This is a genomic window from Pseudomonas sp. KU43P (assembly GCF_033095865.1).
Lineage (GTDB): Bacteria > Pseudomonadota > Gammaproteobacteria > Pseudomonadales > Pseudomonadaceae > Aquipseudomonas.
On the sequence record NZ_AP019365.1, the window covers coordinates 3,461,574 to 3,485,541 of the forward strand.

Sequence of the window (23,968 nt, forward strand, 5' to 3'; positions counted from 1 at the left end):
CCTGTGGGAGCCGGCTTGCCGGCGATAGGGCCAGCCCAGCCAACACATCACTCAAGCCCTAGTGCAAAGTCCTAGGCTCAACCGGCATCTGCACCTGAATCAACATGGACTCAAGCATCACCCGCAGCGCCTCCACTTCATGCATCGACGCCATCATCAGAATCGAAGCGGGCGATTTGGGCTGTAGCAGAAGGGCCTGGTGCATCACGGTCTGCGCGCACAGGGCGTAGTCCGTGGCCTGGATGAGGGTGTCTTCGAGGGAATGGTTGTACGGGGGATCAGGGACAATTTTCAGCATGCCTAAACCTCTGTAGTGGGGCCGACACCTGATGGTTTGCGCCTATGAAATCGAGCGCCGCCCGCGCGGCGCATCGCGGATGAATCCGCTCTTACATTTGTTGCAACGTGCCACGGCCTGTCAGGCCAGGGTTGTCCTCAGTGTTCAAGGTGCTGCCACTGGCCCTATCGCCTGCAAGCCGGCTCCCCCAGGGTGCGGCTGGCGATAGGGCCAGTGGCTTCAGACAGCAATCCGGCTGACCCAGCGTGGCTGCGCCGGCGGCAGGTGGGGCACGGCATCGAGCAAGGCGCGGGTATAGGCATGGCGCGGGTGGCGCAGCACCTGCTCGGCGCTGCCCTGCTCCACCACCCGGCCGCCGTGCATCACCAGCACCTGGTCGCTCACCTGCTCCACCACGCCAAGGTCATGGGAGATGAAAATGCACGCCAGATTCAGCTCGGCCTTGAGCTCGGCCAGCAGCGCCAGAATCCGCGCCTGCACCGACACATCCAGCGCCGACACCGGTTCATCCAGCACCAGTACGCGCGGCTTCATGGCCAGCGCGCGAGCGATTGCGATGCGCTGGCGCTGCCCACCGGACAGCTCCAGCGGGCGCCGGTCAAGCAGCGCTGAGGGCAGGTGCACCCGCTCCAGCAGCGCCGCCGACTCGGTGCGCCGCAAACCTCGAGGTACCCCGGCCTGGGCCAGCGCTTCGGACAGCACCCGCAACACGGTGTAGCGCGGGTCGAACGACGCCAGCGGGTCCTGGAACACCACCTGGATGCCCTGCCTCACCTGGCGCTGCTGTTCGGCCGTGAGCGCCAGCCAGTCCTCGCCGGCGAAGTTCACGGTGCCTTGCTCCGGGCGTTCCAGGCCGAGCAGGATGCGCCCCAGGGTGCTCTTGCCCGAGCCGGACTCACCGACCACACCCAACGTCTGCCCCGCCCGCAATTGCAGCGAGACATCCTTGAGCACCGGGCGCGGCTGGCCGTCCGGGCCGATGAAGGCCTTGCCCAGGCCTCGGGCCTCGAGCAGTACCGGTTGTTCGTTCACAGGCGCCTCCACAAGCGCCAGCGCCGGCACCGTCGGCCGCTGGAAATGCACCGCCCGTGCTGCGCGCAACAGCCGCTGGGTGTAAGGGTTCTGGGGGTCCTGCAGGATCTGCTCGGCGCTGCCCTGCTCCACCACCTGGCCATGGCGCATCACCGCCACCTGATCGGCCAGGCGCGCGACTACCGCCAGGTCGTGGCTGACCATCAGCAGGCTGTTGTCACGTGCGCGCAGTTGCGCCAGCAGGTCGAGGATCTGCGCCTGTACCGTGGCGTCCAGCGCGGTGGTCGGCTCGTCGGCGATCAGCAGGCGCGGCTGGCAGGCAATCGCCGATGCGATCAAGGCGCGCTGGCGAAGGCCACCGGACAATTGCCACGGATACTGGCGCGCCCGCACCTCAGGTTCGGGCACGCCCACCTGGCGCAGCAGCTCCAGCACGCGCAGGCGGCGTTGTTCGGCACCTAGGCCGGTGTGCAGGAACAGCGGCTCTTCGATTTCGGCGCCGACCCGGCGCAGCGGGTCGAGCGAGCCCAGCGCATCCTGCATGACGAAGCCGACGCGGCCGCCGCGCAAGTGGCGCCAAGCCGCTTCATCGGCAGCGAGCAGGTCTTGCCCGGCAAACCCCAGGCGCTGCGCCTGTACCTGCGCTCCGGGCCCGGTCAGGCCCACCAGGGTGCGGGCCGTGACGCTCTTGCCCGAGCCGGATTCACCCACCAGCGCCAGGCACTGCCCGGCCTGCAGCTGCAGGCTCACGCCGTGCACGACGGGGATACCGTTGAAGCTCACGCGCAGGTCGCGGATATCTACCAGCGGTGGTTGTATGTCGAAAAGGCTCATGGGTGTCTGCCCTCGCTGCGGTGTAGCCAGTCACGGCCGATGGCGGTGATGGCGATAACGGTCAAGGTGATTGCCAGTGCCGGCCAGGCCATCAGCCAGGGGGCGTTGGCCATGAAGTTGCGGGCCACGGCCATCATCGCGCCCCACTCGGGCGCCGGCGGTGGTGCGCCGAAGCCGAGCAAGCTCAGCGCGGCGGCGGCGGTGATCGAGCCGCCCAGGCCGATGCAGGCCAGGATGAGTACGGGCTGCACAGCGTTGGGCAAGACATGCTCGAACACCACCACCAGCGGCCTGCGGCCCAGGGTGAGCGCGGCCTCGACAAAGCCGGCATGGCGGATGGTCAGGGTCTGGGCGCGCACCAGGCGGGCGTAGCGTGGAACCGAGGCGATGCCGACGGCGAAGATCAGGTTGCTGGTGCCCTGGCCGAACAGGGCGATGATCACCAGGGCCAACAGCAGGTCGGGAAAGGCCAGCAGGACGTCGACGGCGCGCATCAGCAGGTTGTCCAGCCAGGCGGGGGCCAGGCCTGACAGCACGCCGAGCAGCGTGCCCAGGCCGAGGCCGACCAGGGTCGCGGCCACGCCGATCAACAGCGATGGGCGGGCGCCGTGGATCAGGCGGCTGAGCACGTCGCGGCCGTTTTCGTCAGTGCCCAGCCAGAAGATGCTGCTGGGTGGGTGGTAGGCCAGGCGGGCGTCGGCGGCCAGGGGGTCGGTGGGAGATAGCCAGCCGGGGAAGATGACGGCCAGCAGCAGGAAGCCAAGAAGTGCCCAGGCCAGGTACAGGCCGGGGCGGGATAGCCAGATGGGGCGGCTGAATGAGGGAATCGAAGTTGAAACGGTCGCGTTCATGGCGGTCCTTCTGGTCTGTGGGAGCCGGCTTGCCGGCGATGCGGGCACCGCGATGGATGGCACCGGCGGCGCCGGTGATCGCCGGCTAGCCGGCTCCCACAAAAAAACATGTCGCTGCTCAGAAAGCGCTAGGGCGCCGGGTTGGGGATGCGCCGGTGCACGGCCTGCAGCTTGGCCAGCACGTCGTCGCTCAGTTGCACGTCCAGCGCACCTAGGTTTTCCTGCAGCTGCAGCAAGGTGGTCTGCCCGGTAATCGCGCTGGCCACGAACGGCTGGTGAATGACGAAGGCCAGGGCCAGTTGCGCCGGAGTCAGCCCGTGCTCGCGGGCAATCTGCACATAGCTGGCAATGGCGCTGTTGGCCTCTTCGCTGCCATAGCGATTGAAGGTGCGGTACACCGACGACAGCCGCGAACCCTCGGGCCTTGCACCGTTCAGGTACTTGCCAGTCAACGCGCCAAACGCCAAAGGCGAATAGGCCAGCAGGCTGATGCCTTCGCGGTGGCTGAATTCCGACAGGCCGTTCTCGTACAGGCGGTTGAGCAGGCTGTAGGGGTTCTGGATGCTGGCGATGCGCGCCAGGCCCTGATTGTCGCTGTGACGCAGGAACTGCGCCACGCCCCACGGGGTTTCGTTGGACACGCCGATATGGCGCACCTTGCCAGCCTTCACCTGCTCGTCGAGCACGGCCAGGGTTTCTTCGATGGCGGCGGTTTCCGGGTGGTCGTCGGCGTAGGGGTATTCGCGCACACCGAAGAAGTTGCTGGTGCGGTCGGGCCAGTGCAGCTGGTAGAGGTCCAGGTAGTCGGTTTGCAGGCGGCGCAGGCTGCCTTCCAGGGCGGCGACGATGTTCTTGCGGTCGTGGTGCGACAGACCATCGCGGATATGCGCCTGGGCGCCGGGCTCGCGGGACGGGCCGGCGATCTTGCTGGCCAGCACCACGCGCTCGCGCTGGCCGCGGGCTTTGATCCAGTTGCCGAGAAAGCGCTCGGTGGTGGTCCAGGTTTCGGCGCGGGTGGGCGTGGGGTACATCTCGGCGGTGTCGATGAAATTGATACCGGCGGCGATGGCGGCGTCGAGTTGCTGGTGGGCGTCCTGTTCAGCGTTCTGGTGGCCCCAGGTCATGGTGCCGAGGCTGAGGAGGCTGACGTGGAGATCGGTGTGGCCTAGGCGGCGATAGTGCATGGGGATGAGTCCTTGGGTATTGGGTTGGGGTTGAGAATTTGGGGCTGCTTTGCAGCCCATCGCCGGCAAGCCGGCTCCCACAGGGTCGGCGCACATCCCGAGGGCTGCGCTGTACCTGTGGGCGATGGCGCAGCGCCCCCCTTACACAGCCGACGCGATCTCGCGCCGAGCCTCGGAAAACTGGTTCACCGCCCTGGGCAAACCCAGGTGCTCACGCAGGGTCGTGCCGCTGTACTCGGTCCTGAACAACCCGCGCTTCTGCAGCAACGGCACCACCTCCTCGACGAACACCCGCGCCCCCGATGGGAACATGTCGGGCATGATGTTGAAGCCATCCCCTGCCCCCGCCAGGAACCATTCGGCCAAGGTGTCGGCCACCTGCTCCGGTGTGCCGACCGCCAACCGATGCCCCACCAGGATCCGCCGCGAGAGCTGGCGGATGGTCAGGTTCTCGCTACGCGCCAGGTTCAACTGCGCCTCCAGGAAGCCGTGCGACCCACGCTCGAAATCCGCCACCGCACCAATGCGGTCCCACGGCAGCGGCGCATCCGGGTCCAGCTCGCGCGCATCGATACCGATGCGCCCGGCCACCTGTTGCAACAGGCCATGCTCGCCATGCCAGGCATTGAGTTCGTCGAAGCGGGCATGGGCTTCGGCCTCGGTGCTGGCAATGACGGTCGACAGCCCTGGCATGATCTTCAGGTGCTCGGGGTTGCGCCCCCAGGCCTTGGCCCGGGCCTTCATCTCGCGGTAGAAGGCCTGGCCGTCGGCCAGGGTGGTCTGGGTGGTGAAGATCGCATCGGCGTAGCGCGAGCCCAATGCCTTGCCGCCCTCGGAGGAGCCGGCCTGCACCAGCACCGGCCGGCCCTGCGGCGAGCGCGGCAGGTTCAGCGGGCCGCGCACCTGAAAATGCTGGCCCTTGAAATCCAGGGTGTGGACCTTGCGCGGGTCGGCGAAACGGCCGCCGGCGCGGTCACCGATGATCGCGTCGTCCTCCCAGCTGTCCCACAGCTTCAGGGTGACATCGACGAACTCCTCGGCTCGCCCATAGCGGTCGACATGCAGTGGCGCCCCGGTCAGGCCAAAGTTCTGCGCGGCGGCGTCACCGGCATTGGTGACCACGTTCCATGCCGCACGACCGCCGCTGATGTGGTCCAGCGAGGCGATGCGCCGGGCCAGGTTGAAGGGCTCGTTGTAGGTGCTGGAGCAGGTGGCGATCACGCCGATGCGCTCGGTGGCGGCGGCCACGGCGGTCAGTAGCACGGTCGGCTCCAGGCGCCCGCCCGGTTGGCTGGAGACGTCGGGCGGCAGGGCCGGGCCGTCGGCGAGGAAGATCGCGTCCAGGCAGCCGCGCTCGGACAGCCGTGCGATGTCCCGGTAGTAGTTGACGTCGATGTAGGCATCGATTGCCGCTTCGCCCTGGCGCCAGGCGCCTGAGTGCGAGCCGAAGCCGAGGATGTTCATGCCCAGGCTCATCTGTTTGTTGCTCATCGTGCTGCTCCTGTTCAGACCGCGCTGGCTTCGTCGCCGCTGCCCTGCCCTTCACTGGCGGCGGCGTGCCGGGCACGCCAGGCCTGGGCCGGGCTGATGCCATTGAGGTAGTAGTTGCCCAGCGCCTGTTCGCGCTGGATCGCCGGGTTGTGCGAGGCCAGGGTACGGGCGTTGCGCCAGTGCCGGTCGAGGCTGCGGGCGCTGCTGGTGGCCGAGGCGCCACCGACTTCGAAGAGCAAGGTGCTGGCCTCCAGCACCTGCGGCAGGACGACCTGCTGGGCCTGGAAGGTGTGGATTTCGGCGTCGGTGTACAGCTGCTCGGGCACTTCGCCGACCTGGCCTGCTGCGTACACCGCCTGCAGGCTCTGGCCCACGGCGCTGACCTGCGCCTCGGCGGCGAAGGCCAGGCTGGCCAGGCGGCCCACCACCGCCTGCACCAGCGGGTCTGCGGCGGGCTGCGACTGGCCAGGCACGCCGAAGGTGCGGGTACGGCCCTGGACGAAGGCCACGGCATCGGCGAGCACGGCGCGGCTGATGCCGGCCAGGGTGGCCAGGTGCACGGCCTGGTAGAAGGCGGTGAGGTAGGACTCGGCGCGCAGCTCGCCCTTGGCGAAGCGGCGCAGCAGGTGCTCGGCCGGCACGCTGACCTGGGCGAAACGGGTGGTGCCGCTGCCGGTCAGGCGCTGGCCGAAGCCATCCCAGTCATCGACCCGCTCCACGCCCGGGGCACGGGTGGGCACCGCCAGGCTGACGAAGTCCTCGCCATGGTTGGCCACCGCCGCCACCCAGTCGGCGTACAGGGTGCCGGTGCAGTAGTACTTCTCGCCGTCCAGGCGGTAGCCCGCTTCACTGTCGCTCAGTTGCACGGTATTGCCGGTGCTGTCGGTACGCTCGGCCATGGCCGCGCCCCACAGCTCACCGGCCACCACGCGGGCAAACCAGTAGTCTTGCGAGGCGGCGTCGTTGGAGGCCAACCGCCCTTCGACGAAACCGAAGTGGGCGCGGAAGATCTGCGGCAGGTTGGAGTCGGCCTGGCCCAGGCGCACCAGCTGGCGCAGCAACTGCGGCAGGCTGGCGCCGAGGCCACCGTGGCTGCGCGGTACGCGGAGGGCGCCGAGGCCGGCTTCGCGCAGCCAGGCCAGCGGCTCATGGGCCAGCGTGCGCTGCTGCTCGCGGGCCACCGCGCCTTCGGCGATGCGGGCGTAGAGGGGCGCGAAGCGGGCGTCCAGTTCGGCGTCGGTCAAGGGTGTGAGGCTCATGGGGTTTCCTTTCTCTTCAATTCAGGGGCGCGTGGTGCGCGGGTCGATGGCCTGGGTCGCCAGGTCCACCAGCAGGTTCACCAGCACATAGAGGGCGGCTGCCAGCAGGGTCACGCCGAGTACCAGCGGCACATCCTTGTTGGCGGTGGCGTCGAGCATCAGCCGGCCGATGCCCTGGCGGCCGAAGAGCAGCTCCAGCACCACCGCGCCACCGAGCAGGCTGGCGAAGACGTAGCCGGCCAGGGTCACCAGTGGCACCAGGGCGTGGCGCAAGGCATGGCGCAAACGCACGGCGGTGTCGGACAGGCCGCGAGCGCGGGCCTGGGTGATGAAGGGTTGTTCCAGCACCTGCTCCAGCGACTGACGCAGCACCTGGGCCAGCACCGCGGCAATCGGCAGCGCCAGGGCCAGGCTCGGCAGCACCAGCGAGCGCCAGCCACGCGAGCCGGAGGGCGGCAGCAGGTGGAAGTAGAAGGCGAACACCAGCAGCAACAGCGTGCCGATAACGAAGTTGGGCGCCGACGACAGCACCAGCTCGACCCCCGACACCAGCGCCCGCAGGCGGCGACCCCGGTTGGCGGTGAGCAGGGCCGACACCAGCGCGATCAGCACGGCCAGCAAGGCCGCGCTGCTGGCCAGGGCCAGGGTCGCGCCGAGCTGTTCGGCAATCGCCTGGCCGACCGGGATGCGCAGCCGGTACGACTCGCCCAGGTCGGCGCTGGCCAGGCGTGCCAAGTAGTGGCCGTACTGCTGCCACAACGGCAGGTCGAGGCCATATTCGGCGCGCACCTGGGCGAGCATTTCCGGGGTCGGCATGGCGTCCGGGCCGCCGAGGATCGCCAGGGCGGTATCGCCGCCGCTGTACTGCACGCCAAGGAAGGTCAGGCTGGCCGCCGCCCACAGCACGATGAGGCCATCGCGCAGACGGCGCAGCAGGGTTGCCAGCAGTTTCATGGTTGCTCCTTGGCCAGCCAGACGCTGGTGAACAGGGGGACGTTGTGCGAGCCGTCGAACAGCACGCCACCCACGGCGTTGCGGTAGGCCAGCAGCATCTGGCTCTCCACCGAGGGCACGGCCGGCACGGTTTCGCCCAGGCGTTGCTGGGCCTGGCGATACAGCGCGCGGCGTTGCACCGGGTCGGTGCTGCGGCGGGCGTCGCCGAGCAGCTGGTCGAGGGTGCTATCGCGAAAATGCCCGACGTTCTGCCCGAGCATCCGCGCGGTGGGGATCGACTGGCTGTGGTAGAGGATGTACAGGCCGTCGGCGGTGTTGGTGTGCCAGTAGCCGCCGCCGATGGCGTCGAACTCGCCGGCGTAGCGCAGCGTCATGACCTTGGTGATCGGCAGCAGCTCGATGCGCAGGTCGAAGCCGACCTTGCGCAGGTCGGCCTGGGCGGCCACCGAGACATTGGCGGGGAACGCGGGGTTGTCGTAGGTCAGCAAGGTGGCGCCCAGGCGCCGCCCTTCGCGGGTGCGAAAACCCTGGCTGTCGCGGCCGGTCCAGCCGGCGGCGTCGAGCAGTCGGCCGGCTTCGGCCGGGTCGAAGGCCAGGGCGTCGCGGGCCACGGGGTCGTAGCCGGGGGTGTTGACGGCGAGGAAGTCGCCTTTGGCCAGGTACTCGCCGAAGCCGGAAATCCAGGCCAGGCCGTTGCGGTCGATGGCCTTGGCCACCGCCTGGCGCACGCGCACATCGTCGAACGGTGGGCGCTCGACATTGAAGGTGATGCTGCGCACCGGGTTGCCCTTGCGGATGCGGTTGCGCAGGGTCAGGTTCGGGTTGGCGCGGATCGCCGCGGCATTCTGCGCCGGTGCGTCCAGGGCCATGTCGCTGACGGCGGCTTCGAGCGAGGTGTAGCGGATCATTGCCTCGGGCACGTAGCTCAGCTCGATGCCGTCGAGGTAGGCCTCGCCTGTATGGCCGGTGGCAGGCGGGGCCCAGCGGTAGCCGGGCCGGCGGGCGAAACTGGCACGCTGGTCGCGTACCCAGCCGGTCAGCACGAAGGGGCCGGTGCCAATGGGCTGGCTGGCGATGCTGTTGGGCGCGTCGAGGATCTGTCGGGGCGAGATCATGCCCAGCCAGGCTTGAGACAGCACATCGAGAAAGGGTGCGTAGGGGGTACGCAAGTTCGCTTCGAAGGTGTATTCGTCGACCACCCGGCCTTGCAGGTAAGGGGCGATGTAGGCAGCGGCCAGCGGCGACTTGGTCTTCGGGTCGCGCATGTGCTCCAGGTTGACCCGCACCGCTTCGGCATTGAAGCGCTCGCCGTCGCTGAAGGTGACATCGTCGCGCAGGTGGAAGGTGTAGGTCAGGCCGTCGGCGCTGATGTCCCAGCTTTTTGCCAGCCACGGGGTGAGGGTGCCGTCTTCGGCCTGGTACACCAGGCAGTCGAAGAGGATGCGCCCCAGCCACTGCATGTTGCCGTTGGATTGGGCGTGGATGTCGAAGCTGCCGGCATCGCTCGACGCGGACACGCGCAAGGTGCCGCCCCGCTCGCCCACACGTTGCTCGACGAAGTCGCTGGCCGGGTAGCGAATCACGCCGTTCACCTCGCTCACTGATTCGCCCTTGAGGGTGCCGGTGGTCTTAGATGGCGTGGCAGGTGAACAGGCGGTAACTAACAACGCACTGGCCAGTAAACAGAATGTGAATAACCGGAATTTCGACTGCACAGCATTCCCTTTATATAAACGGCTACATAAAGTGCTCCTGCAGTTGTCGTGCCAGTATTTTTCGGCCTATTTATTGGGCCTTACCCAATTCCAACAGAAATAAACCGAACAAACTGTGCGGTTGCTGTTGCCAAGCAAACACTTAGCCAGCGCGGCCCCTGTAGGAGCGGATTTATCCGCGATCGCGGCAGTGGCCCCACCTCAGCAATCGCGGATAAATGCGCTCCTACAGGGCCTGCATTTCAATTTGGTAATTTGTATATAACCAGTACTGTTCTACAAACAACACCTCCACAACAAAACTTGGATCCTTGTTCACTTCATTCAATAAATAGACCGGCCACCCCCGTAACTTCCGGCACGTTGCAAGCTGGCACAGAAACTGCTCTTACTGTTTTCGACAGGCCTGACTATGCCCATAGAACGCCGAGGTACCTACGATGACTTTCAAGGAATACAACGATGCGTGCGATTCATCCTCACCCACTGCGCCTGGCCATCCGCCAGGCCGCCCTGGCCACAGCCGCCACGGCCCTGCTGGTCCCCTTCGCGGGGGCGGCTGACCAGACCCTGGGCACGGTCACCGTGCAAGGCGCCAAGCAAAGCGACGTGCAACAGGCCGCCAGCGCCCTGGCCGAAGTACCCGGTGGTACCAGCGTGGTCGACAGCGAAGAGGTCGCCAAAGGCCGCACTGCCACCCTGCAGGACACCCTCGCCTACCAGCCCGGCGTGTTCGTGCAATCCACCGGTGGCAACGACGCCGCCAAGATTTCCATCCGTGGCTCGGGTGCCAACACCTCGCCGGGCTACTTCCGTGAAGGCATCAAGTTCCTGTTCGATGGCCTGCCACTGACCGGCCCAGGCGGTACGCCCTACGAATTTCTCAATGCCAGCGGTGTGAACTACACCGAGATCCTGCGCGGCGCCAACGCCTTCCAGTACGGCGCGCTGACCCTCGGCGGCGCGGTCAATTTCGTCAACCACAGCGGCTACAGCGCCCCCGGCCTGCGCGTGCGCGCCGAGGCCGGTAGCTACCACTACCAGAAGCAGAGCATCAGCTACGGCGGCGTCGAAGGCGGCCTGGACTACTACCTGCAGGCCGACAACTACCGCAACGAGGGCTACCGCGACTACAGCCTGTCGAAGAGTTCCGGCATCGTCGCCAACGCCGGCTACCGCTTCAGCCCGAAACTGGAAACCCGCCTGCTGCTGCGCTACCGCGACGAAACCCACAACGACCCGAGCGCCACCACCCTGGACAACGCCCTGCACCACCCGCGCCGGGCCAGCGCCACCGCCGAAAGCAGCGGCGCCGGTGCACGCCGCCCCGGCAGCATCTGGGTGGGCAGCAAGACCACCTACACCTTCGACGACGATGCCCGCCTGACCTTCGGCCTGTCGTACCACGACTACCGCCACACCAACAGCCCGCGCAGCCCCAGCAACCCAAGCTACTGGGACTGGCACGACCTCGGCCTGCTGCTGGGTTATGACCGCATCGACTACCTGTTCGGCCATGAAAGCCGCAGCAACATCGCCTTCACCTCCACCCAGCACCTGCGCGGCGGGGTGAATTCGGCCAACGACGACAAGGTGTCGCTCAAGCAGGTCAACTACAAGGATTCGTTCGACCGGGTGATCGCCCTGGGCAACGACACCAACCTGGTCGACAACCTGTGGCTCACCAGTGGCGTGTCGTTCATCAACGTGCGGCGCAAGGTCAACATCGACTACGCGGTGAACCCCAACACCACCAACTTCCCGCAGCACGTGGACTACGACAACTGGAGCGTCGCCCCGCGCATCGGCCTGCGCTACGAGTTCAGCCCGGACCTGCAGGTGTTCACCAATTTCAGCCGCAGCATCGACCCGCCTGCCTCGTGGGAATACTCTGGCTCCGGCCCGACGCTGCCCTACATCCGCCCGCTTGTGGAACAGAAGGCCAACACTTTAGAGGTCGGCATCAAGGGCTCCCACGGCATCTTCGACGGCAGCCTGGCACTGTACCGGTCATGGATCCACGACGAGCTGCTGAACGTGCAGATCATTCCGGCCACCTCCAGTTCGGCCGCGGTCACCGGCGCGTTCAACGCCTCGCCGACGATCCACCAGGGCGTCGAGGCGGGCCTCAACACCCGGCTGTGGGACAACCCCCAAGGCGACTTGGTGCGCTGGCGTCAGTCATACACCTACAACGACTTCTACTACCGGCATGACGACACATTTGGCGACAACCAGTTGCCGGGCGTGCCCAAGCATATCTACCAGGGCGAGTTGCAGTACCAGGACCACAGTGGCTGGTACACCGGGGTGAACGTGCAGTCGGCCTCGCGCACGGCGGTGGACTATGCCAACAGCCTGTATGCGCCGTCGTACACGATCTGGGGGGCGAACCTGGGGTATGAGGCGCCGAAGGGCAACTGGAAGGTGTCGCTCGACCTGAAGAACCTGGCCAACAAGGCCTACGTGACGGCGGTGACGCCGGTGTTCAACGCACGGGGGCTGGATACCGCGTCGTTCTGGCCGGGGGATGGGATCGGGGCGTATGTGGGGGTTGAGGTCAGGTACTGACCGTCTCGGCTGAATTCAATGGCCTCATCGCCGGCAAGCCGGCTCCCGCAGGTTTCGGCGTGACGCTGTACCTGTGGAAGCCGGCTTGCCGGCGATTGGCCTTTAAGGATCAAGCCGTCCTGGGCATCAGCTCATAGGGATGCTTCCACCCCGGCACTGCCTGAATCCGCTTTTTCCACGCCTCGATATGGCTGAACGCGGCCAGGTCGATGCCGGTATCCTCCGGCATGAACACATACCCCGCCAACGACAGGTCGGCGATGGTCAGGCGCTCGCCGACCATGAACGGCGTCTTTGCCAGGTGTGCATCGACGACCCGATAGGCGGCGGTGGCGCGGTCACGCAGGAAACGGGTCACGTCCGTTTCACCGGTCTGCTTGAGGCAGAACAGGAACCGCAGCATTGCGTAGTAGCTGGTGAACTTGTGGTTGTCGAACAGTATCCAGCGCCAGATCTCGCGCTTTTCATTCTCGTCACGCGGGCCAAACTGGCCGGTGCGCTCAGCCAGGTATTCGAGGATCAGCGCCGACTGAGTCAGCGTCTGCCCGGCATGCTCCAGTACCGGTACCTCGCCTTGCTCGTTGAGTTCATTGCGCCAGCCTTGGCCGCGGGTCTGGCCGTTGAAGAAGTCGACGAACACCGGCTGCCAGTCCTGGCCGGTCAGTTCGAGCATCAATGCCGCCTTGTAGGCGTTGCCGGATTCGGCGAAGCAATGCAGCGTGTAGTCGGCCATGGCGATCCTTCATTTTCCCAAGGGTAATGGTGTGCCGAGCAGACCACGCGCTGCCCTACAGGGTCAATGCCCTCTATGATGAAAGGACTCACCCACCACCGAAGCCAGGAAGGCCCATGCCCTACCCCACACTGCCCCGCACCCTGTCCACCCCGCGCACCCGACTGGTAAGGCCCGGCACGGCGCTGGCCGAGCACGTGTTACAAGCACTGCTCGACAGCTACGCGCTGCATCAGCCATTCCTGGCCTGGGCCAAACCTGACTGGACGCTGGATGAAGTGCGCGAAAGCCTGCAGGCGAGCGCTAACGAGTTCCTCGACCCAGCGGCGGAGAAACGCTACTTCGTGCTGCAGCCGGACAGCGATGTCGTACTCGGCTGCATCGGCCTGCAGCCCAGCAACGGCGAGTATGAAGTGGGCTATTGGGCGAGCCAGGCCAGCAGCGGCCAGGGCCTGATGCGCTGGTCGGTCTGCTGGATGCGATCGACACACCGGTGTGGCTGACCACCGACATCGACAACCAGGCCAGCCAGCGCCTGGCGCTGCGTGCGGGTTTCAAAGCGGCCGGCAGCCAGCTCAGTGAGCTCGACCCAAGCACGCCGCGCCCGCTGTTCCGGCGCCTGCCGAAGCCGGCACCAGGCCGCTAGCCGTTCACTTGCGGCGCTGCATCCACGCCGCACCAAGGCCACTGAGGCAGATGATCGCAATGCCCAGCAGGCTGGCGCTATCGGGCACCTGGTGGTAGATCACCAGGCCCAGCAGCCCGGCGAACACGATCTGGCAATAGCTGAAAGGCGCCAGAAGCGCCGGTGCGGCATGGCGGAAGGCCTGGGTCAACAGCAGGTGCGCGCTCATGCCGAAGCCGCCGAGGGCTAGCATCAACAAGGCATGCTCCCAGCGTGGGACTTCCCAGAAGAATGGCACCAGCGCGCTCATTGCCAGGGTGTTGCACAGCCCGGCGTAGAAGTTGCTGGTGGTGGGGCTGTCGTACGCAGCCAGGACGCGCGTGAGCAGCTGGTAGAAGCAGAAGCCCAGCGCCGAGCCCAGCGGGTAGAGAATCGCCGGGGTGAACATGGCGCCGCCGGGGTGCACCACCACCAGCACGCCGATGAACCCCAGCACCACCGCCAACCATTGAGTCACCGTGACCCGCTCCTTGAGCAGCGGAACGGACAATGCGGTGACCAGCACCGGCGCGAGGAAGTTGACCGCCGTGGCCTCGGCCAGCGGCAGATACTGCAGGCCGGTGGTGAACAGCAGGCTGGTGCTGAGCAGGCTCAATGCACGCAGGGTCTGCAGTACCGGGCGCCGAGTGCGCAGCACGTTGAGCCCGGATTTGGGCAGGAAGATGCCCGCCATCAGCAGGGTATGCACCACGTAGCGTGCCCACACCACCATGACGATCGGGTACAACCCGCCGAGAAACTTGGACAAGGCGTCGTGGCTGGCAAACAGGAAGGTCGCCACCACCACCAGGGCGATGCCGCGCAGGGGCTGGTTGACGCCGGACAACGGGGTACTGGAACTCATGGCGATCTCGACGGCGGCGCGGCCGGGTGCTGCGCCAGGCTGAAGGCAGGTACGACAGCAGGGATTCTAGAAGAGATACGACGACTTACCCAAGTGCAATCAAGGCTGCACGTGGTCGCCGCCACGCTTTCCGTTCGCTGATCGACCACTTTGTCCCGGGGCCACCGCTGGGCCCCTGGACACGCCCGTCACACCGCAGCCGCCACCTGCTTCAAGCGCTCGTGCGCCGGTGCCGGCCGCCCGTACAGGTAGCCCTGGAAGTGCGAGCAGCCCTCCGCCGCCAGGCGCTGCATCTGCTCCTGCGACTCCACACCCTCGGCCGTGGTCTTGATCATCAGGCTGTTGGACAGCTCGGTGATCGCGCGGATGATCGACATCGCCTCGCGGCTCTCACACATGTCGTGCACGAACGACTTGTCGATCTTGATGCGGTCGAACGGGAACGAGCGCAGGTAGCCCAACGACGAATAGCCGGTGCCGAAGTCGTCCAGCGAAATCGATACGCCCAGGTCCTTCAGGGCACGCAGGGTGCGCACGTTCTCTTCGCTGTTGCCCAGCAGCACCGACTCGGTGATCTCCAGCTCCAGACGCTGCGCCGGCAGGCCCGAGTCGGCCAGGGCCAAGGCCACGGTGTGTACCAGGTTGGCGTTCTTGAACTGCACCGCCGACAGGTTCACCGACACGGTCTGCTCGCTGTCCCAGCTGGCAGCCTCCCGGCACGCCAGGTTGAGTGCGCGGTCGCCGAGTTCGTGGATCAGCCCGGTTTCCTCGGCGATGGGGATGAAGTCCATGGGCATGACCATGCCGCGGGTCGGGTGCTCCCAGCGCAACAGCGCCTCGTAGCCGGTCACGCTGTTGGTCTGCTGGTCCACCACAGGCTGGTAGTGCATGTGCAACTGGCCCAGGTGCAGCGCGGTACGCAGGTCGGTTTCCACCAGGCGGCGCTGGCGTGCGGCGACATCCAGTTCGACGTGGAAGCATTCGTAGCGGTTGCGGCCGTTGCGCTTGGCTTCGTACAAGGCCATGTCGGCGTAGCCCAGCAACTGCTCGGCCTGGTCATGGTCGTCGGGGGACAGGGCGATGCCGATGCTCACGCCCACCGAAAACTGGTGGCCTTCGATCTGGAATGGCGGGCTGATGGCATCGATCAGGCGCTGCGCGGTAACGCAGGCGGCATCGCGGTTGTCGAGGCCGGCCAATACCACGGCGAACTCGTCACCCCCCAGACGCGCCAGGGTGTCGTGCTCGCGCAACTCGCGGCGCAGGCGCTTGCCCAACGCCCGCAGCAGCTTGTCGCCGAAGGCATGGCCAAGGGAGTCGTTGATGTTCTTGAAGTTGTCCAGGTCCAGGCACAGCGCGGCGGTCAGCTTGTCATGCTCGTAACCACGCGACAGGGCCTGCTTGAGGCGCTCGTTGAACAGCGTGCGGTTGGGCAAACCTGTGAGTGCGTCGTGGTGCGCCATGTGGTGGATCTGTGCGTGGGCTGCCAGCTCTTCGGTGGCGTCTTCGGCCACGAACAGCACATAGTCGGCGTGGCCTTCGCGGTTCTGGCAGAGCAACGCGCGGCTGCGCAAGGTGCGCGGGCCGCACAGGGTATCGACGCGGGTTTCGGCCGCGACCCCCTTGGCGCTGCGGGCCCCGCGGCTGAGTTGCTGATCCAGGTAATCGGCGGCGGCAGGCGCCATGCACTCGCCGGGCAGGTGCCCGATCATGCTGCCGCCGCGCCCGCCGAACAGCCGCGCGGCCTGCTGGTTGGCCAGCAGGATGCGTTGGCTTTCCAGGTCCTGGGCGATGACGCTGGCGGGAATGTTGGCGATCACCGAGTCGAGGAACTGGGAGAGGTTGGTCATCTCCTGGCTGTACTGCTCGGCCAGTTCCTTGGCCTGCAGCAGCTCCAGCTCTTGCTGCCGGCGTTCGGAAATATCTCGGGTGACCTTGGCGAAGCCAACCAGCTGGCCGGCATCATCGCGCACCGCGTCGATCACCACATGGGCGTGGAAGGCAGTGCCGTCCTTGCGCAGGCGCGCGCCGATTTCCTCGAAGCGCCCGGTGCGCCGTGCCTGCTCCAGGTTCTGCTCGGGCAGGCCAGCGGCGCGCTCGGTTTCGTTGTAGAACAACGAATAGTGCTGGCCGACGATTTCCTCGGCGAGGTAACCCTTGGCCCGCTGGGCGCCGGGGTTCCAGTTGGCGACTATACCGTCGGGGGTGAGCATGTAGATGGCATAGTCCACCACGCTCTGGATCAACAGCCGGTACATGATGTCGGGGCTTTCGACTAACGACATGAAATTTACCTGAACCTGCGACGTGCACGAAAAGGAACCCCGCTGCAGAGCGGCCGGGTAATCAGAAGAGGTGCTGGCATTATGCCGCTTGGGTAGATTTTGTGAAGTGGGTCACAGAATTTTGCAAGGGCCGCAGGCGGCTCAGTGGCGGGCGGTGGTGATGCGATAGGTGAGCAGGCCCGGTTCATCGTCCAGCATCAATTGCTGCACTGGCCGTGGCAGATCGGCCACCACGGCCTTGCAGAAGGCCACGGCTGTGGGGTCCTCGGCATAGCAGCGCAGCAGCCAGTCGCCAGGGTTGCCGAGAAACTGTTGCGCCACGGCCAGGCCGATGCCCTGGCGGCGGTAGCGTTTGAGGATGAACAGGTCGGCCAGCTCGTGGGCCTCGATACCGGGCAACTCGCTGCGCTCGACCAGCACGAAGCCGGCAATGAAACCGTCCACCAGCACCAGGGTGGCGCTCCAGCCTGGGGACTGCCAGTAGCGCTGCAGGTGTTCTTCGTGGATGTAGAAGCGGCCGTTCACCTCGACGTCTTCCTGCTCCCAGTCGGAGGATTCGTAGGCGTAGAACTGGTAGAGGTTGCGGATCAGTTCGGCCTGGTCGCAGGTGGTGGGCAGCAGTTCGATGGGGGCCATAGGGGGCGACTCTAAATAGCGTAATTCTAGAAGATTTTGATTCACGCCACCGCGAAGTCAGGTCGAGGTCAAAGCCTTGTAGGAAATTTCACCGCAAGACGCCTTCACGCTCAACATCATGTATGTAGGCGCCGGGTGTTCGACCCGGTAGATTGCAGGTTCCGGCACGGAGGCCAGCCATTTGCACGCATCAAGGAGATGCCCATGACCAAGCACCACTTCCAGCTCGCCTACACCATCAAACCGCGCAGCGATGACGACGAAAGTGCGGCTGCGCAAGCCCGCCTGCACCTGCGCGACATCGGCTGGCATACCCTGCCGCAGATCGAAACGACCTTGCTCGGCGAGGTGCACCTGTATCACAGCACCACCCACGACCGCATCGAGGAAGCCGAGAAACAGATCCGTGACCGCATTCACGAAGAACTCAAGGGCCTGAAAGTCCTCACGCGCGTGAAGTTCTATGCCAGCCTGATGGTCGATGGCCTCGGCCCGGCCATCCGCTTCAGCATCCTCGTCTGACACCCCCTGGCGGCATCAGGCGCAACACGCGCCTGATGCACCCTGGCCTCATTTCTCCTGCAGCACCGCCCTGCCCTTCACTGCCCGCGGCCCGCGCCAGGCCCAGAACAGCAACCCCGGGAACGGTGCATAAACGACGAAGACGATCCACAGCATCTTGCGCTCGGCGCGCCGATCGCTGCCGATGATGTGCCAGATGGCGAAGATTTCCAGCACGATGACCAGGGCTGCAATGATGATCCAGATCGTTCCGATTTCCATGAGCACTCTCCCGTTGGCATGTAAGGGGTTGGGTTGCTGCCGGCGGTGAGGGTTCAGTTGGATTTGGTTCGATCTGCAAGGTGTTCGCCGATAGCGCTCATTTCTCCCCGCGCAACGCTGCCTGTATCGCCGCCACATCGATCTTGCCCATATCCATCATCGCCTCAAAGGCCCGCTTGGCCGCCGCCCTGTCAGGGTTGCCCAGCGCCTCGATGAGAATCCGCGGGCAGATCTGCCAGGAAATTCCCCACTTGTCCTTGCACCAGCCACACACACTGGCCGCCCCGCCGTTGTTGATGATGGCATCCCACAAACGGTCGGTTTCCGCCTGGTCCTCGGTACTGACTTGAAACGAAAACGCTTCGGAATGCTTGAACGTCGGGCCGCCATTGAGCCCCACGCAAGGAATGCCCATGACGGTGAACTCGACGGTAATCACATCACCCGCCTTGCCCGACGGGTAGTCGCTGGGCGCCTTGTGCACCGCGTTCACTCGGCTGTCCGGGAAGGTTCTGGCGTAGAACGTCGCCGCCTCTTCAGCGTCATGGTCGAACCACAGGCAGATCGTGTTCTTGGCACTCATGGTCAAGGCTCCATGAATCAACAGTGAGCCTCTGAGTCTAGTTCCTGAACCAGGCCTGAGGACGGCCGACGCCTGCCCTTCGTCGCAGCAAGCCTGCACGCTCAGAAAAGTCCTACGAACTACGGTGAAACGCCCTACAACTCAACCTCTTCACAGCACGGTCTGACAGCCACCATGATTTCCGGAAAACCTCACAAGCGACTCTACGCAGGGAGAATCAGGTTTGTCCGACTTCGAAGCGAAGCTGCAGCACCTTACCGCGGAACAGATCGAGGCGTTGTACAGCGAATACATCAGCGGCGAAAAAATTGCCCTCTTGATCGAGCGCTACGCCATCGACGTGGCCCCCAGCAGCCTGATCAAGACGTTCCCGCCCACACCCATTGCAACGCTGGCCTGCCCCTACTGCAAGGTCAGCCTGTTCGAACGGCGCAAAAGCAGGACGGTGCATAGCTGGAACGAGAACCTGGCGTTCTGCAAGACCTGCGCGCACCGTCACTACTTTCCTGGCCGCTCGCGCTGGCGACGCGACTGCACCTGCAGGCCCTGCCTTGCAGCTCGCGAAGAAGCCAGGCAGGTCCAGGCCGTCGATCAGCGCAAGCGGGTCAAGGCGCACTGGTCGTTGGCAAAACGCAAAGCGCTGGCCCTGCACACCCTTTCGTTCACCCGCAAGCTGCAGCTGCTAGCCATGCTCGAAGTGCGCATGAATGCCCAGCACAATTACCTGACTTCGGTTGAGCAGCCTGACCATGACGCCCGTGTCAGCCCATCAAGTGCCATGGATACCGCGATCCTGCAGGCTCTGCATGAGGACTCGGTGTTGCTGGTCGACCCCGACTCACCCCTGGGTGCCTTCAGCAACGACCTGACGCCCAAGGCCTGGCAGAACAAGGTGCGCTGGATCGTCAATGTCAGCCTGGACGGCCAGCAGCGAGCCGGTTTGGCGCAGCTATACCGCGTGATGCACAAGGAGTTGTCCGGCGGCCCGCTGCCGCAATGGCACGGGCAGATCATTGCCATGATCGAGGCGCTCTCGGCCGAGGAGGTCTGCGCCCACCTCGCCGCCAGGTGCACGGAACATGGCCTGCCCTTCGACGCCCGGAAAAAGGCCCAGGAGGTCGCCACCCAGTTGCTTCAAGCACACCCCGTGCGCCATGTGTGGTCGCTGGCCAACAGCGCCGTACGAGGGGCGCTGTCGTACATTGCGCGCACCCACGTGAGCAAGCGGCACGCCAGCAACACCATTCCCGCCAGCATGCTGTCGATGGGCGAGCGGGCGCTGAGGCAGCAATGGCAGTTCAACGCATCGAGCTACGACCACCACGCCCCGCGTTCCAGTCTCAGCCAATTGTTGTTCGATGTGCTGCTGCAACAGGATGACCATGGCCTTGAGCGCAAGATCAGTGAATACATCGCCCAGATTCCCGCGCAAACTCGCGCAGCCGACACTGGCTACGACCTTCGCTACTGCGCGATGTGCGGCTCGGCAATGGTGCATGCGCAACGCAAACCGCAAGGCACCCTGGTCAACTGCAAGGACTGCATGGCCCGCACATTCCTGGCGCAGCGATCGGACTGATCGGCAGCGGTTGCCTGGCGGGCCGGCGGAGGGGCTCTAGCTCGCCACTTGCAACATTCTGCAGACAATTCCTACATCCAGCAGTGAACCTGCTTACAAAAATACGGTCTTTCGCTGACGGTCAATTCACCGACCAGTTCGCCGGCCCAGTCCTGATCTTGCGTCACCGGGGGCCTATATTTCCTGTTGCAGCGAAGACCCAACATGCCTGAAACCCGCCCAGCCTCCCTCGCCCTCCCAGCCCTGCGCGGCACCTTGCTCGCCGCCCTGGTGGCCCTTGCCGCCCCCGTGCATGCCGAAGAGCCGGCCAGCGATGCGCGCTGGGTCAGTGACAGCTTGAGCACCTACGTGCGCAGCGGCCCTACCGACGGCCACCGCATCGTCGGCACGCTCAAGTCTGGGCAGAAACTCACCCTGGTCGGCAGCCAGGGCAACTACAGCCAGGTGCGCGGGCAGAACGGCGACCTGGTGTGGATCCTCACCAGCGACCTGCAGACGATGCCGGGCCAGGGCGAGCGCCTGCCGCAGCTCGACGCCCAGGTGGCCGAGCTGTCCGGGCAGTTGAAGACCATCGACGACAGTTGGAAGAGCCGTGTGCAGGGCATGCAGGAAACCCTGGATTCGCGCAAGCAGCTGATCGATGAGCTGGAAGCGCGCAACCAGTCGCTCAACGAGCAGCTCGACCAGACCCAGTCGAGCCTGCGCGACACCCAGGCTCGCCTGGGCGACGAGAACAAGCAGGTGATGATGCGTTACATGGTCTACGGCGGCAGCATTGCCGGGGCAGGGTTGCTGGCGGGGTTGATCCTGCCGTCGCTGACGCGGGGGCGGAAGAAGAACGATCGGTGGTTCTGAAGGCGCGCCGAGGGCACGGTTTGAGGGTTTTGGCGTTCTAGAGATCGAGCGCCGCCCACGCGGCGCTCGTTCTACGCTTCACCCTCACGCCCCCGCCCTACCCCAGGCCCCACGCCATCCAGTCACTTGTTGCGCGCTTTGTTGTAGATGGTCAGGGCCTGATCAGCCGAGGCCTGGCACTGGGCCATGTCGCCTTTTTCACGAGCATCCTTGGCCGCTTGCAGATGCTCTTTGAAATCATGGGCCATGCCGCCATGCAGCGCCTGCCCACTGGCCTTGTGTATGTCTTCCAGATTCTTGATCTTCGCATCGCAATTGGCGGCAGGGTCGGCGTGGGCCGCAAAACTCAGCACAGAAGCAATCACCAGCAGTGTCATGGATTTCATGAAGCATCCTCCTGGGAAATCGGAATGTTCATCGAGAAGGATTGGCTCGATGCAGCAAAGAGCATAGCCGCCACTCAGCCGGGATGCCCCTCGGCAAACAGAAAGTCGATAAACACCCGCACTCGCAACGGCATATGCCGCGCCTGCGGGTAAATCAGCATGAACGGCCGTGAAGTGCCGCCAAACCCCGCCAGCACCTCCACCAGTTCGCCGCTGTCGAGCGCATCCTGCACGGTGAAGCGATAAGCCTGCATCAGGCCGCTGCCATGACGTACCAGGGTCGCAGTGGCGAGGAAGTCGCCCAGGCAGGTCAAGCCACCCTGAGTCTCGATTTCCCATTCACGCCCCTCGCGTCGAAAGCTCCACGGCGGCCGGTACTGGCCAGCTCGAACTGGATGCACTCGTGCCGGGCCAGGTCTTCCGGCACCTGCGGCGTGCCCATGCGTGCCAGGCAGTCAGGGGTGGCCACCACTACCAGCTCGGCATCTTCAAGGCGCCGCGCCACCAACCGCGAGTCAGCCGGCTCACGACCGCGTATGGCCAGGTCGAAGTGTTCTTCGGCGAAGTCCACGTTGCGATTGCTGACATGGACGTCTACCTGCACCTGCGGGTAGCGCCGAGGCCGACACGGCGCGGCGGTTGTTTGCCGCAGCCGTCGATACGTTCGGAGGCGTCGACATCCTGGTCAACAACGCCGGGATCTTCATCCCCAAACCCTTTGCCGAGTACACCGAGGCCGACGTCGACGCGCTGGTCGGTACCAACCTCAAAGGCTTCTTCTACCCGTCCCAGGCTGCGGCGAGGATCATGACCGCTCAAGGCCACGGGCATATCATCGCGATCACTGCCTCCGTCGCCCTGCAGCCGGATACCCGCGTACCGGCGTTGTTGCCGGTGCTGGTCAAGGGCGGGTTGAACCAGGCGGTCAAGGGACTGGCCTTGGAGCTGGCGGCCAGCGGCGTGCAGGTCAATGCGGTGGCTCCCGGGATCATCGATACCCCGCTGCACAGCGGCAATGTCGAAGGCTTGGGAGCCTTGTCGCCCAGTGGCCGTACCGGCTCGCCGCAAGACGTGGTGGATGCCGTGCTGTACCTGACCGACGCACGCTTCGTCAGCGGCGTTATCCTGCCGGTGGACGGTGGTAGCACTGCCGGCACCTGGCATTGAACAGAGGCGCGTGAAGCCATGCCATGTGTCCATATTCGCATGACCGATGAAGGCGTCAGCGCCGAGCACAAACGGCAGTTGATCGAAGGCACGACGCGGTTGCTGCAAGAGGTGCTGGGCAAGCCGCCGGCCAGCACCTTCGTGGTGATCGAGGAGGTGCCGACGGATAACTGGGGAGTTGGGGGGGAAACCGTCACTGCGGTGAGGCAGCGGGAACGGGGGTGAGACGGGGGCCGCTTTGCGGCCAAATCGCCGGCAAGCCGGCGCCCACAGGTACCCCACAGCACTCGGTGTGGGAGCCGGCTTGCCGGCGATTGGGCTGCAAAGCAGCCCCTGTTACTGGCGCAACCGCTCCAGCGCCTGCAGCACATACCCGGTAGCACGCTCCACTTGCCCTTCCCTGCAGGCAATCCCCAGTTGCCGCCACAACCCCGGGCGCAACGGCCGACGCACAATCCGACGGTCCAGTTCCGCCGCCTCGCCCTCCTGGGGCAGCAAGGTAGCGCCGTAACCCGCGCCCACCAGGCTCTTGATCGCATCGTTGTAGTTCAGCTCGATCCGCGGCTCGGGGTACAACCCGGCTGCGGCGAACCATTCACCGGTCACCCGCGATAGCTGGGTACTGCTGTCATTGAGAATCAGCGCGCGCTGCCCCAGCCAGGCCGGGGTGACCTTGGCCGGTGGCTGCCAGTCGACAGGCACGTACGCCAGAATCGGATCGCGTCGCCACGGTGTGACCTTGACGCCCTTGCCCGCCACTTGCGGCAAGGCCACCAGGCCAATGTCCAGGGCACCTTCGCGCAGCCGCGCCAACGACGCCTGGGACGTCAGCACCTGCACCTGCACGTCGATCCCCGGATGCGTCACCCGCAGGTGCTCCAGCGCTCTGGGCAACAGATGAGCGATGGCGCCGGTCGATGCCCCCAGGCGCACCCGCCCGGTCAGGCCTTGCACGTGACGACGCACTTCGTCCAGCGCCAAGTCGGCGTCGGCAAGCAGCCGTCGGGCACGGGCCAGCAGGGTATCGCCAATGGCGGTCGGGCGAACCTGGTTGCGGTTGCGGGTCAGCAGCGGCGCCCCGACCCGCGCCTCCAGCTCGGCCACGTGCAGGCTGATGGTCGGGGGCGCCAGGTTGAGCTGGCGGGCGGCCTCGGCGAATGAACCCAGGTCGGCAATGACTACCAGCGTGCGCAGGCGGTCGAGGCTGATTTCGCGCATGGGCGGTTCCCGGTTGAACTTCAAG

The 23,968-nt window shown here is 65.5% G+C and carries 23 protein-coding genes and 2 pseudogenes; 8 read left to right on the forward strand and 17 right to left on the reverse strand.

All coding sequences use genetic code 11. The annotated features are described in order from the left end of the window. Positions 1-58: 58 nt before the first annotated feature. From KU43P_RS15625 to KU43P_RS15660, 8 genes are all read right to left on the reverse strand, one after another. The gene (locus KU43P_RS15625) at positions 59-298 is read right to left on the reverse strand and encodes a hypothetical protein (RefSeq protein WP_317658271.1); all 240 of its coding nucleotides are present in this window, start codon (positions 296-298) and stop codon (positions 59-61) included. A 219-nt stretch (positions 299-517) separates the two neighbouring features. Next, positions 518-2,164: a dipeptide ABC transporter ATP-binding protein gene (locus KU43P_RS15630; RefSeq protein WP_317658272.1), complete on the reverse strand. Its 1,647-nt coding sequence runs from the start codon at positions 2,162-2,164 to the stop codon at positions 518-520. Then, positions 2,161-3,015, reverse strand: a complete 855-nt coding sequence (locus tag KU43P_RS15635) for an ABC transporter permease (RefSeq protein WP_317658273.1) — start codon at positions 3,013-3,015, stop codon at positions 2,161-2,163. Before KU43P_RS15635 ends, KU43P_RS15630 begins: the two co-directional genes overlap by 4 nt. Before the next feature lie 128 nt (positions 3,016-3,143). Further along, on the reverse strand, positions 3,144-4,199 hold the full coding sequence (locus KU43P_RS15640; protein WP_317658274.1) for an NADP(H)-dependent aldo-keto reductase: 1,056 nt from the start codon (positions 4,197-4,199) through the stop codon (positions 3,144-3,146). A 141-nt stretch (positions 4,200-4,340) separates the two neighbouring features. After that, on the reverse strand, positions 4,341-5,690 hold the full coding sequence (locus KU43P_RS15645; protein ID WP_317658275.1) for an LLM class flavin-dependent oxidoreductase: 1,350 nt from the start codon (positions 5,688-5,690) through the stop codon (positions 4,341-4,343). A 14-nt stretch (positions 5,691-5,704) separates the two neighbouring features. After that, a complete protein-coding gene (locus KU43P_RS15650) occupies positions 5,705-6,949 on the reverse strand; it encodes an acyl-CoA dehydrogenase (RefSeq protein WP_317658276.1) in 1,245 nt (414 codons plus the stop codon). A 21-nt stretch (positions 6,950-6,970) separates the two neighbouring features. Next, a complete protein-coding gene (locus KU43P_RS15655) occupies positions 6,971-7,903 on the reverse strand; it encodes an ABC transporter permease (RefSeq protein WP_317658277.1) in 933 nt (310 codons plus the stop codon). Further along, positions 7,900-9,504: an ABC transporter substrate-binding protein gene (locus KU43P_RS15660; protein WP_317658278.1), complete on the reverse strand. Its 1,605-nt coding sequence runs from the start codon at positions 9,502-9,504 to the stop codon at positions 7,900-7,902. Before KU43P_RS15660 ends, KU43P_RS15655 begins: the two co-directional genes overlap by 4 nt. 576 nt (positions 9,505-10,080) lie before the next feature. Between KU43P_RS15660 and KU43P_RS15665 the strand changes: the two genes are divergently transcribed. Then, positions 10,081-12,189: a TonB-dependent receptor family protein gene (locus KU43P_RS15665; protein ID WP_317658279.1), complete on the forward strand. Its 2,109-nt coding sequence runs from the start codon at positions 10,081-10,083 to the stop codon at positions 12,187-12,189. 109 nt (positions 12,190-12,298) lie between these two features. On the opposite strand, the gene KU43P_RS15670 is transcribed toward KU43P_RS15665, so the two are convergent. Next, positions 12,299-12,922 (reverse strand): glutathione S-transferase family protein, encoded by a 624-nt coding sequence (locus KU43P_RS15670; RefSeq protein ID WP_317658280.1) that lies wholly within the window; start codon positions 12,920-12,922, stop codon positions 12,299-12,301. 116 nt (positions 12,923-13,038) lie between these two features. Here KU43P_RS15670 and KU43P_RS15675 point away from each other — a divergent pair, with 116 nt between their 5' ends. Together KU43P_RS15675 and KU43P_RS15680 are read left to right on the forward strand one after the other, a co-directional pair. Next, on the forward strand, positions 13,039-13,425 hold the full coding sequence (locus KU43P_RS15675; protein ID WP_317658281.1) for a GNAT family N-acetyltransferase: 387 nt from the start codon (positions 13,039-13,041) through the stop codon (positions 13,423-13,425). Continuing rightward, positions 13,416-13,568, forward strand: coding sequence for a hypothetical protein (locus KU43P_RS15680; protein WP_317658282.1), 153 nt, complete (start codon positions 13,416-13,418; stop codon positions 13,566-13,568). The genes KU43P_RS15675 and KU43P_RS15680 overlap by 10 nt, the downstream gene beginning before the upstream one ends. 4 nt (positions 13,569-13,572) lie before the next feature. Here KU43P_RS15680 and KU43P_RS15685 read toward each other — a convergent pair whose 3' ends face one another. From KU43P_RS15685 to KU43P_RS15695, 3 genes are all read right to left on the reverse strand, one after another. Continuing rightward, a complete protein-coding gene (locus tag KU43P_RS15685) occupies positions 13,573-14,451 on the reverse strand; it encodes a DMT family transporter (RefSeq protein ID WP_317658283.1) in 879 nt (292 codons plus the stop codon). A 188-nt stretch (positions 14,452-14,639) separates the two neighbouring features. Continuing rightward, entirely contained in the window at positions 14,640-16,736 is a 2,097-nt protein-coding gene (locus tag KU43P_RS15690) for a putative bifunctional diguanylate cyclase/phosphodiesterase (RefSeq protein WP_317658284.1), read from the reverse strand. A gap of 141 nt (positions 16,737-16,877) precedes the next feature. Continuing rightward, a complete protein-coding gene (locus tag KU43P_RS15695) occupies positions 16,878-17,372 on the reverse strand; it encodes a GNAT family N-acetyltransferase (RefSeq protein WP_317658285.1) in 495 nt (164 codons plus the stop codon). A gap of 204 nt (positions 17,373-17,576) precedes the next feature. Between KU43P_RS15695 and KU43P_RS15700 the strand changes: the two genes are divergently transcribed. Continuing rightward, positions 17,577-17,894 (forward strand): hypothetical protein, encoded by a 318-nt coding sequence (locus KU43P_RS15700; RefSeq protein WP_317658286.1) that lies wholly within the window; start codon positions 17,577-17,579, stop codon positions 17,892-17,894. A gap of 48 nt (positions 17,895-17,942) precedes the next feature. Here the strand turns inward: KU43P_RS15700 and KU43P_RS15705 are convergent, their stop codons facing one another. Continuing rightward, positions 17,943-18,155, reverse strand: a complete 213-nt coding sequence (locus KU43P_RS15705; protein ID WP_317658287.1) for a PLDc N-terminal domain-containing protein — start codon at positions 18,153-18,155, stop codon at positions 17,943-17,945. 97 nt (positions 18,156-18,252) lie between these two features. Then, positions 18,253-18,738, reverse strand: a complete 486-nt coding sequence (locus tag KU43P_RS15710) for a VOC family protein (RefSeq protein ID WP_317658288.1) — start codon at positions 18,736-18,738, stop codon at positions 18,253-18,255. 223 nt (positions 18,739-18,961) lie between these two features. On the opposite strand from KU43P_RS15710, the gene KU43P_RS15715 reads away from it, so the two are divergent. Together KU43P_RS15715 and KU43P_RS15720 are read left to right on the forward strand one after the other, a co-directional pair. Then, entirely contained in the window at positions 18,962-20,317 is a 1,356-nt protein-coding gene (locus tag KU43P_RS15715) for a hypothetical protein (RefSeq protein ID WP_317658289.1), read from the forward strand. Positions 20,318-20,521: 204 nt separating this feature from the next. Continuing rightward, the gene (locus KU43P_RS15720) at positions 20,522-21,172 is read left to right on the forward strand and encodes a TIGR04211 family SH3 domain-containing protein (protein ID WP_317658290.1); all 651 of its coding nucleotides are present in this window, start codon (positions 20,522-20,524) and stop codon (positions 21,170-21,172) included. Between the two features lie 122 nt (positions 21,173-21,294). On the opposite strand, the gene KU43P_RS15725 is transcribed toward KU43P_RS15720, so the two are convergent. Further along, complete coding sequence (locus KU43P_RS15725) at positions 21,295-21,558, reverse strand: hypothetical protein (RefSeq protein WP_317658291.1); 264 nt, start codon at positions 21,556-21,558, stop codon at positions 21,295-21,297. A gap of 74 nt (positions 21,559-21,632) precedes the next feature. Next, positions 21,633-22,162: pseudogene (locus KU43P_RS15730) on the reverse strand (substrate binding domain-containing protein). A gap of 11 nt (positions 22,163-22,173) precedes the next feature. On the opposite strand from KU43P_RS15730, the pseudogene KU43P_RS15735 reads away from it, so the two are divergent. Next, positions 22,174-22,725 (forward strand): annotated as a pseudogene (locus tag KU43P_RS15735) (SDR family NAD(P)-dependent oxidoreductase); the annotation flags it as partial. An 18-nt stretch (positions 22,726-22,743) separates the two neighbouring features. After that, positions 22,744-22,950, forward strand: coding sequence for a tautomerase family protein (locus tag KU43P_RS15740; protein WP_317658292.1), 207 nt, complete (start codon positions 22,744-22,746; stop codon positions 22,948-22,950). Between the two features lie 111 nt (positions 22,951-23,061). Here KU43P_RS15740 and KU43P_RS15745 read toward each other — a convergent pair whose 3' ends face one another. Then, positions 23,062-23,943 (reverse strand): LysR family transcriptional regulator, encoded by an 882-nt coding sequence (locus KU43P_RS15745; RefSeq protein WP_317658293.1) that lies wholly within the window; start codon positions 23,941-23,943, stop codon positions 23,062-23,064. Between the last annotated feature and the right edge of the window lie 25 nt (positions 23,944-23,968).

Coding starts and splice junctions, on each gene's coding strand:
- KU43P_RS15685 (WP_317658283.1), bottom strand. CDS start 14,451: ATGAGTTCCAGTACCCCGTTGTCCGGCGTCAACCAGCCCCTGCGCGGC.
- KU43P_RS15720 (WP_317658290.1), top strand. CDS start 20,522: ATGCCTGAAACCCGCCCAGCCTCCCTCGCCCTCCCAGCCCTGCGCGGC.
- KU43P_RS15740 (WP_317658292.1), top strand. CDS start 22,744: ATGCCATGTGTCCATATTCGCATGACCGATGAAGGCGTCAGCGCCGAG.
- KU43P_RS15675 (WP_317658281.1), top strand. CDS start 13,039: ATGCCCTACCCCACACTGCCCCGCACCCTGTCCACCCCGCGCACCCGA.
- KU43P_RS15650 (WP_317658276.1), bottom strand. CDS start 6,949: ATGAGCCTCACACCCTTGACCGACGCCGAACTGGACGCCCGCTTCGCG.
- KU43P_RS15625 (WP_317658271.1), bottom strand. CDS start 298: ATGCTGAAAATTGTCCCTGATCCCCCGTACAACCATTCCCTCGAAGAC.
- KU43P_RS15700 (WP_317658286.1), top strand. CDS start 17,577: ATGACCAAGCACCACTTCCAGCTCGCCTACACCATCAAACCGCGCAGC.
- KU43P_RS15705 (WP_317658287.1), bottom strand. CDS start 18,155: ATGGAAATCGGAACGATCTGGATCATCATTGCAGCCCTGGTCATCGTG.
- KU43P_RS15745 (WP_317658293.1), bottom strand. CDS start 23,943: ATGCGCGAAATCAGCCTCGACCGCCTGCGCACGCTGGTAGTCATTGCC.
- KU43P_RS15640 (WP_317658274.1), bottom strand. CDS start 4,199: ATGCACTATCGCCGCCTAGGCCACACCGATCTCCACGTCAGCCTCCTC.
- KU43P_RS15710 (WP_317658288.1), bottom strand. CDS start 18,738: ATGAGTGCCAAGAACACGATCTGCCTGTGGTTCGACCATGACGCTGAA.
- KU43P_RS15670 (WP_317658280.1), bottom strand. CDS start 12,922: ATGGCCGACTACACGCTGCATTGCTTCGCCGAATCCGGCAACGCCTAC.
- KU43P_RS15665 (WP_317658279.1), top strand. CDS start 10,081: ATGCGTGCGATTCATCCTCACCCACTGCGCCTGGCCATCCGCCAGGCC.
- KU43P_RS15630 (WP_317658272.1), bottom strand. CDS start 2,164: ATGAGCCTTTTCGACATACAACCACCGCTGGTAGATATCCGCGACCTG.
- KU43P_RS15635 (WP_317658273.1), bottom strand. CDS start 3,015: ATGAACGCGACCGTTTCAACTTCGATTCCCTCATTCAGCCGCCCCATC.
- KU43P_RS15725 (WP_317658291.1), bottom strand. CDS start 21,558: ATGAAATCCATGACACTGCTGGTGATTGCTTCTGTGCTGAGTTTTGCG.
- KU43P_RS15655 (WP_317658277.1), bottom strand. CDS start 7,903: ATGAAACTGCTGGCAACCCTGCTGCGCCGTCTGCGCGATGGCCTCATC.
- KU43P_RS15690 (WP_317658284.1), bottom strand. CDS start 16,736: ATGTCGTTAGTCGAAAGCCCCGACATCATGTACCGGCTGTTGATCCAG.
- KU43P_RS15695 (WP_317658285.1), bottom strand. CDS start 17,372: ATGGCCCCCATCGAACTGCTGCCCACCACCTGCGACCAGGCCGAACTG.
- KU43P_RS15645 (WP_317658275.1), bottom strand. CDS start 5,690: ATGAGCAACAAACAGATGAGCCTGGGCATGAACATCCTCGGCTTCGGC.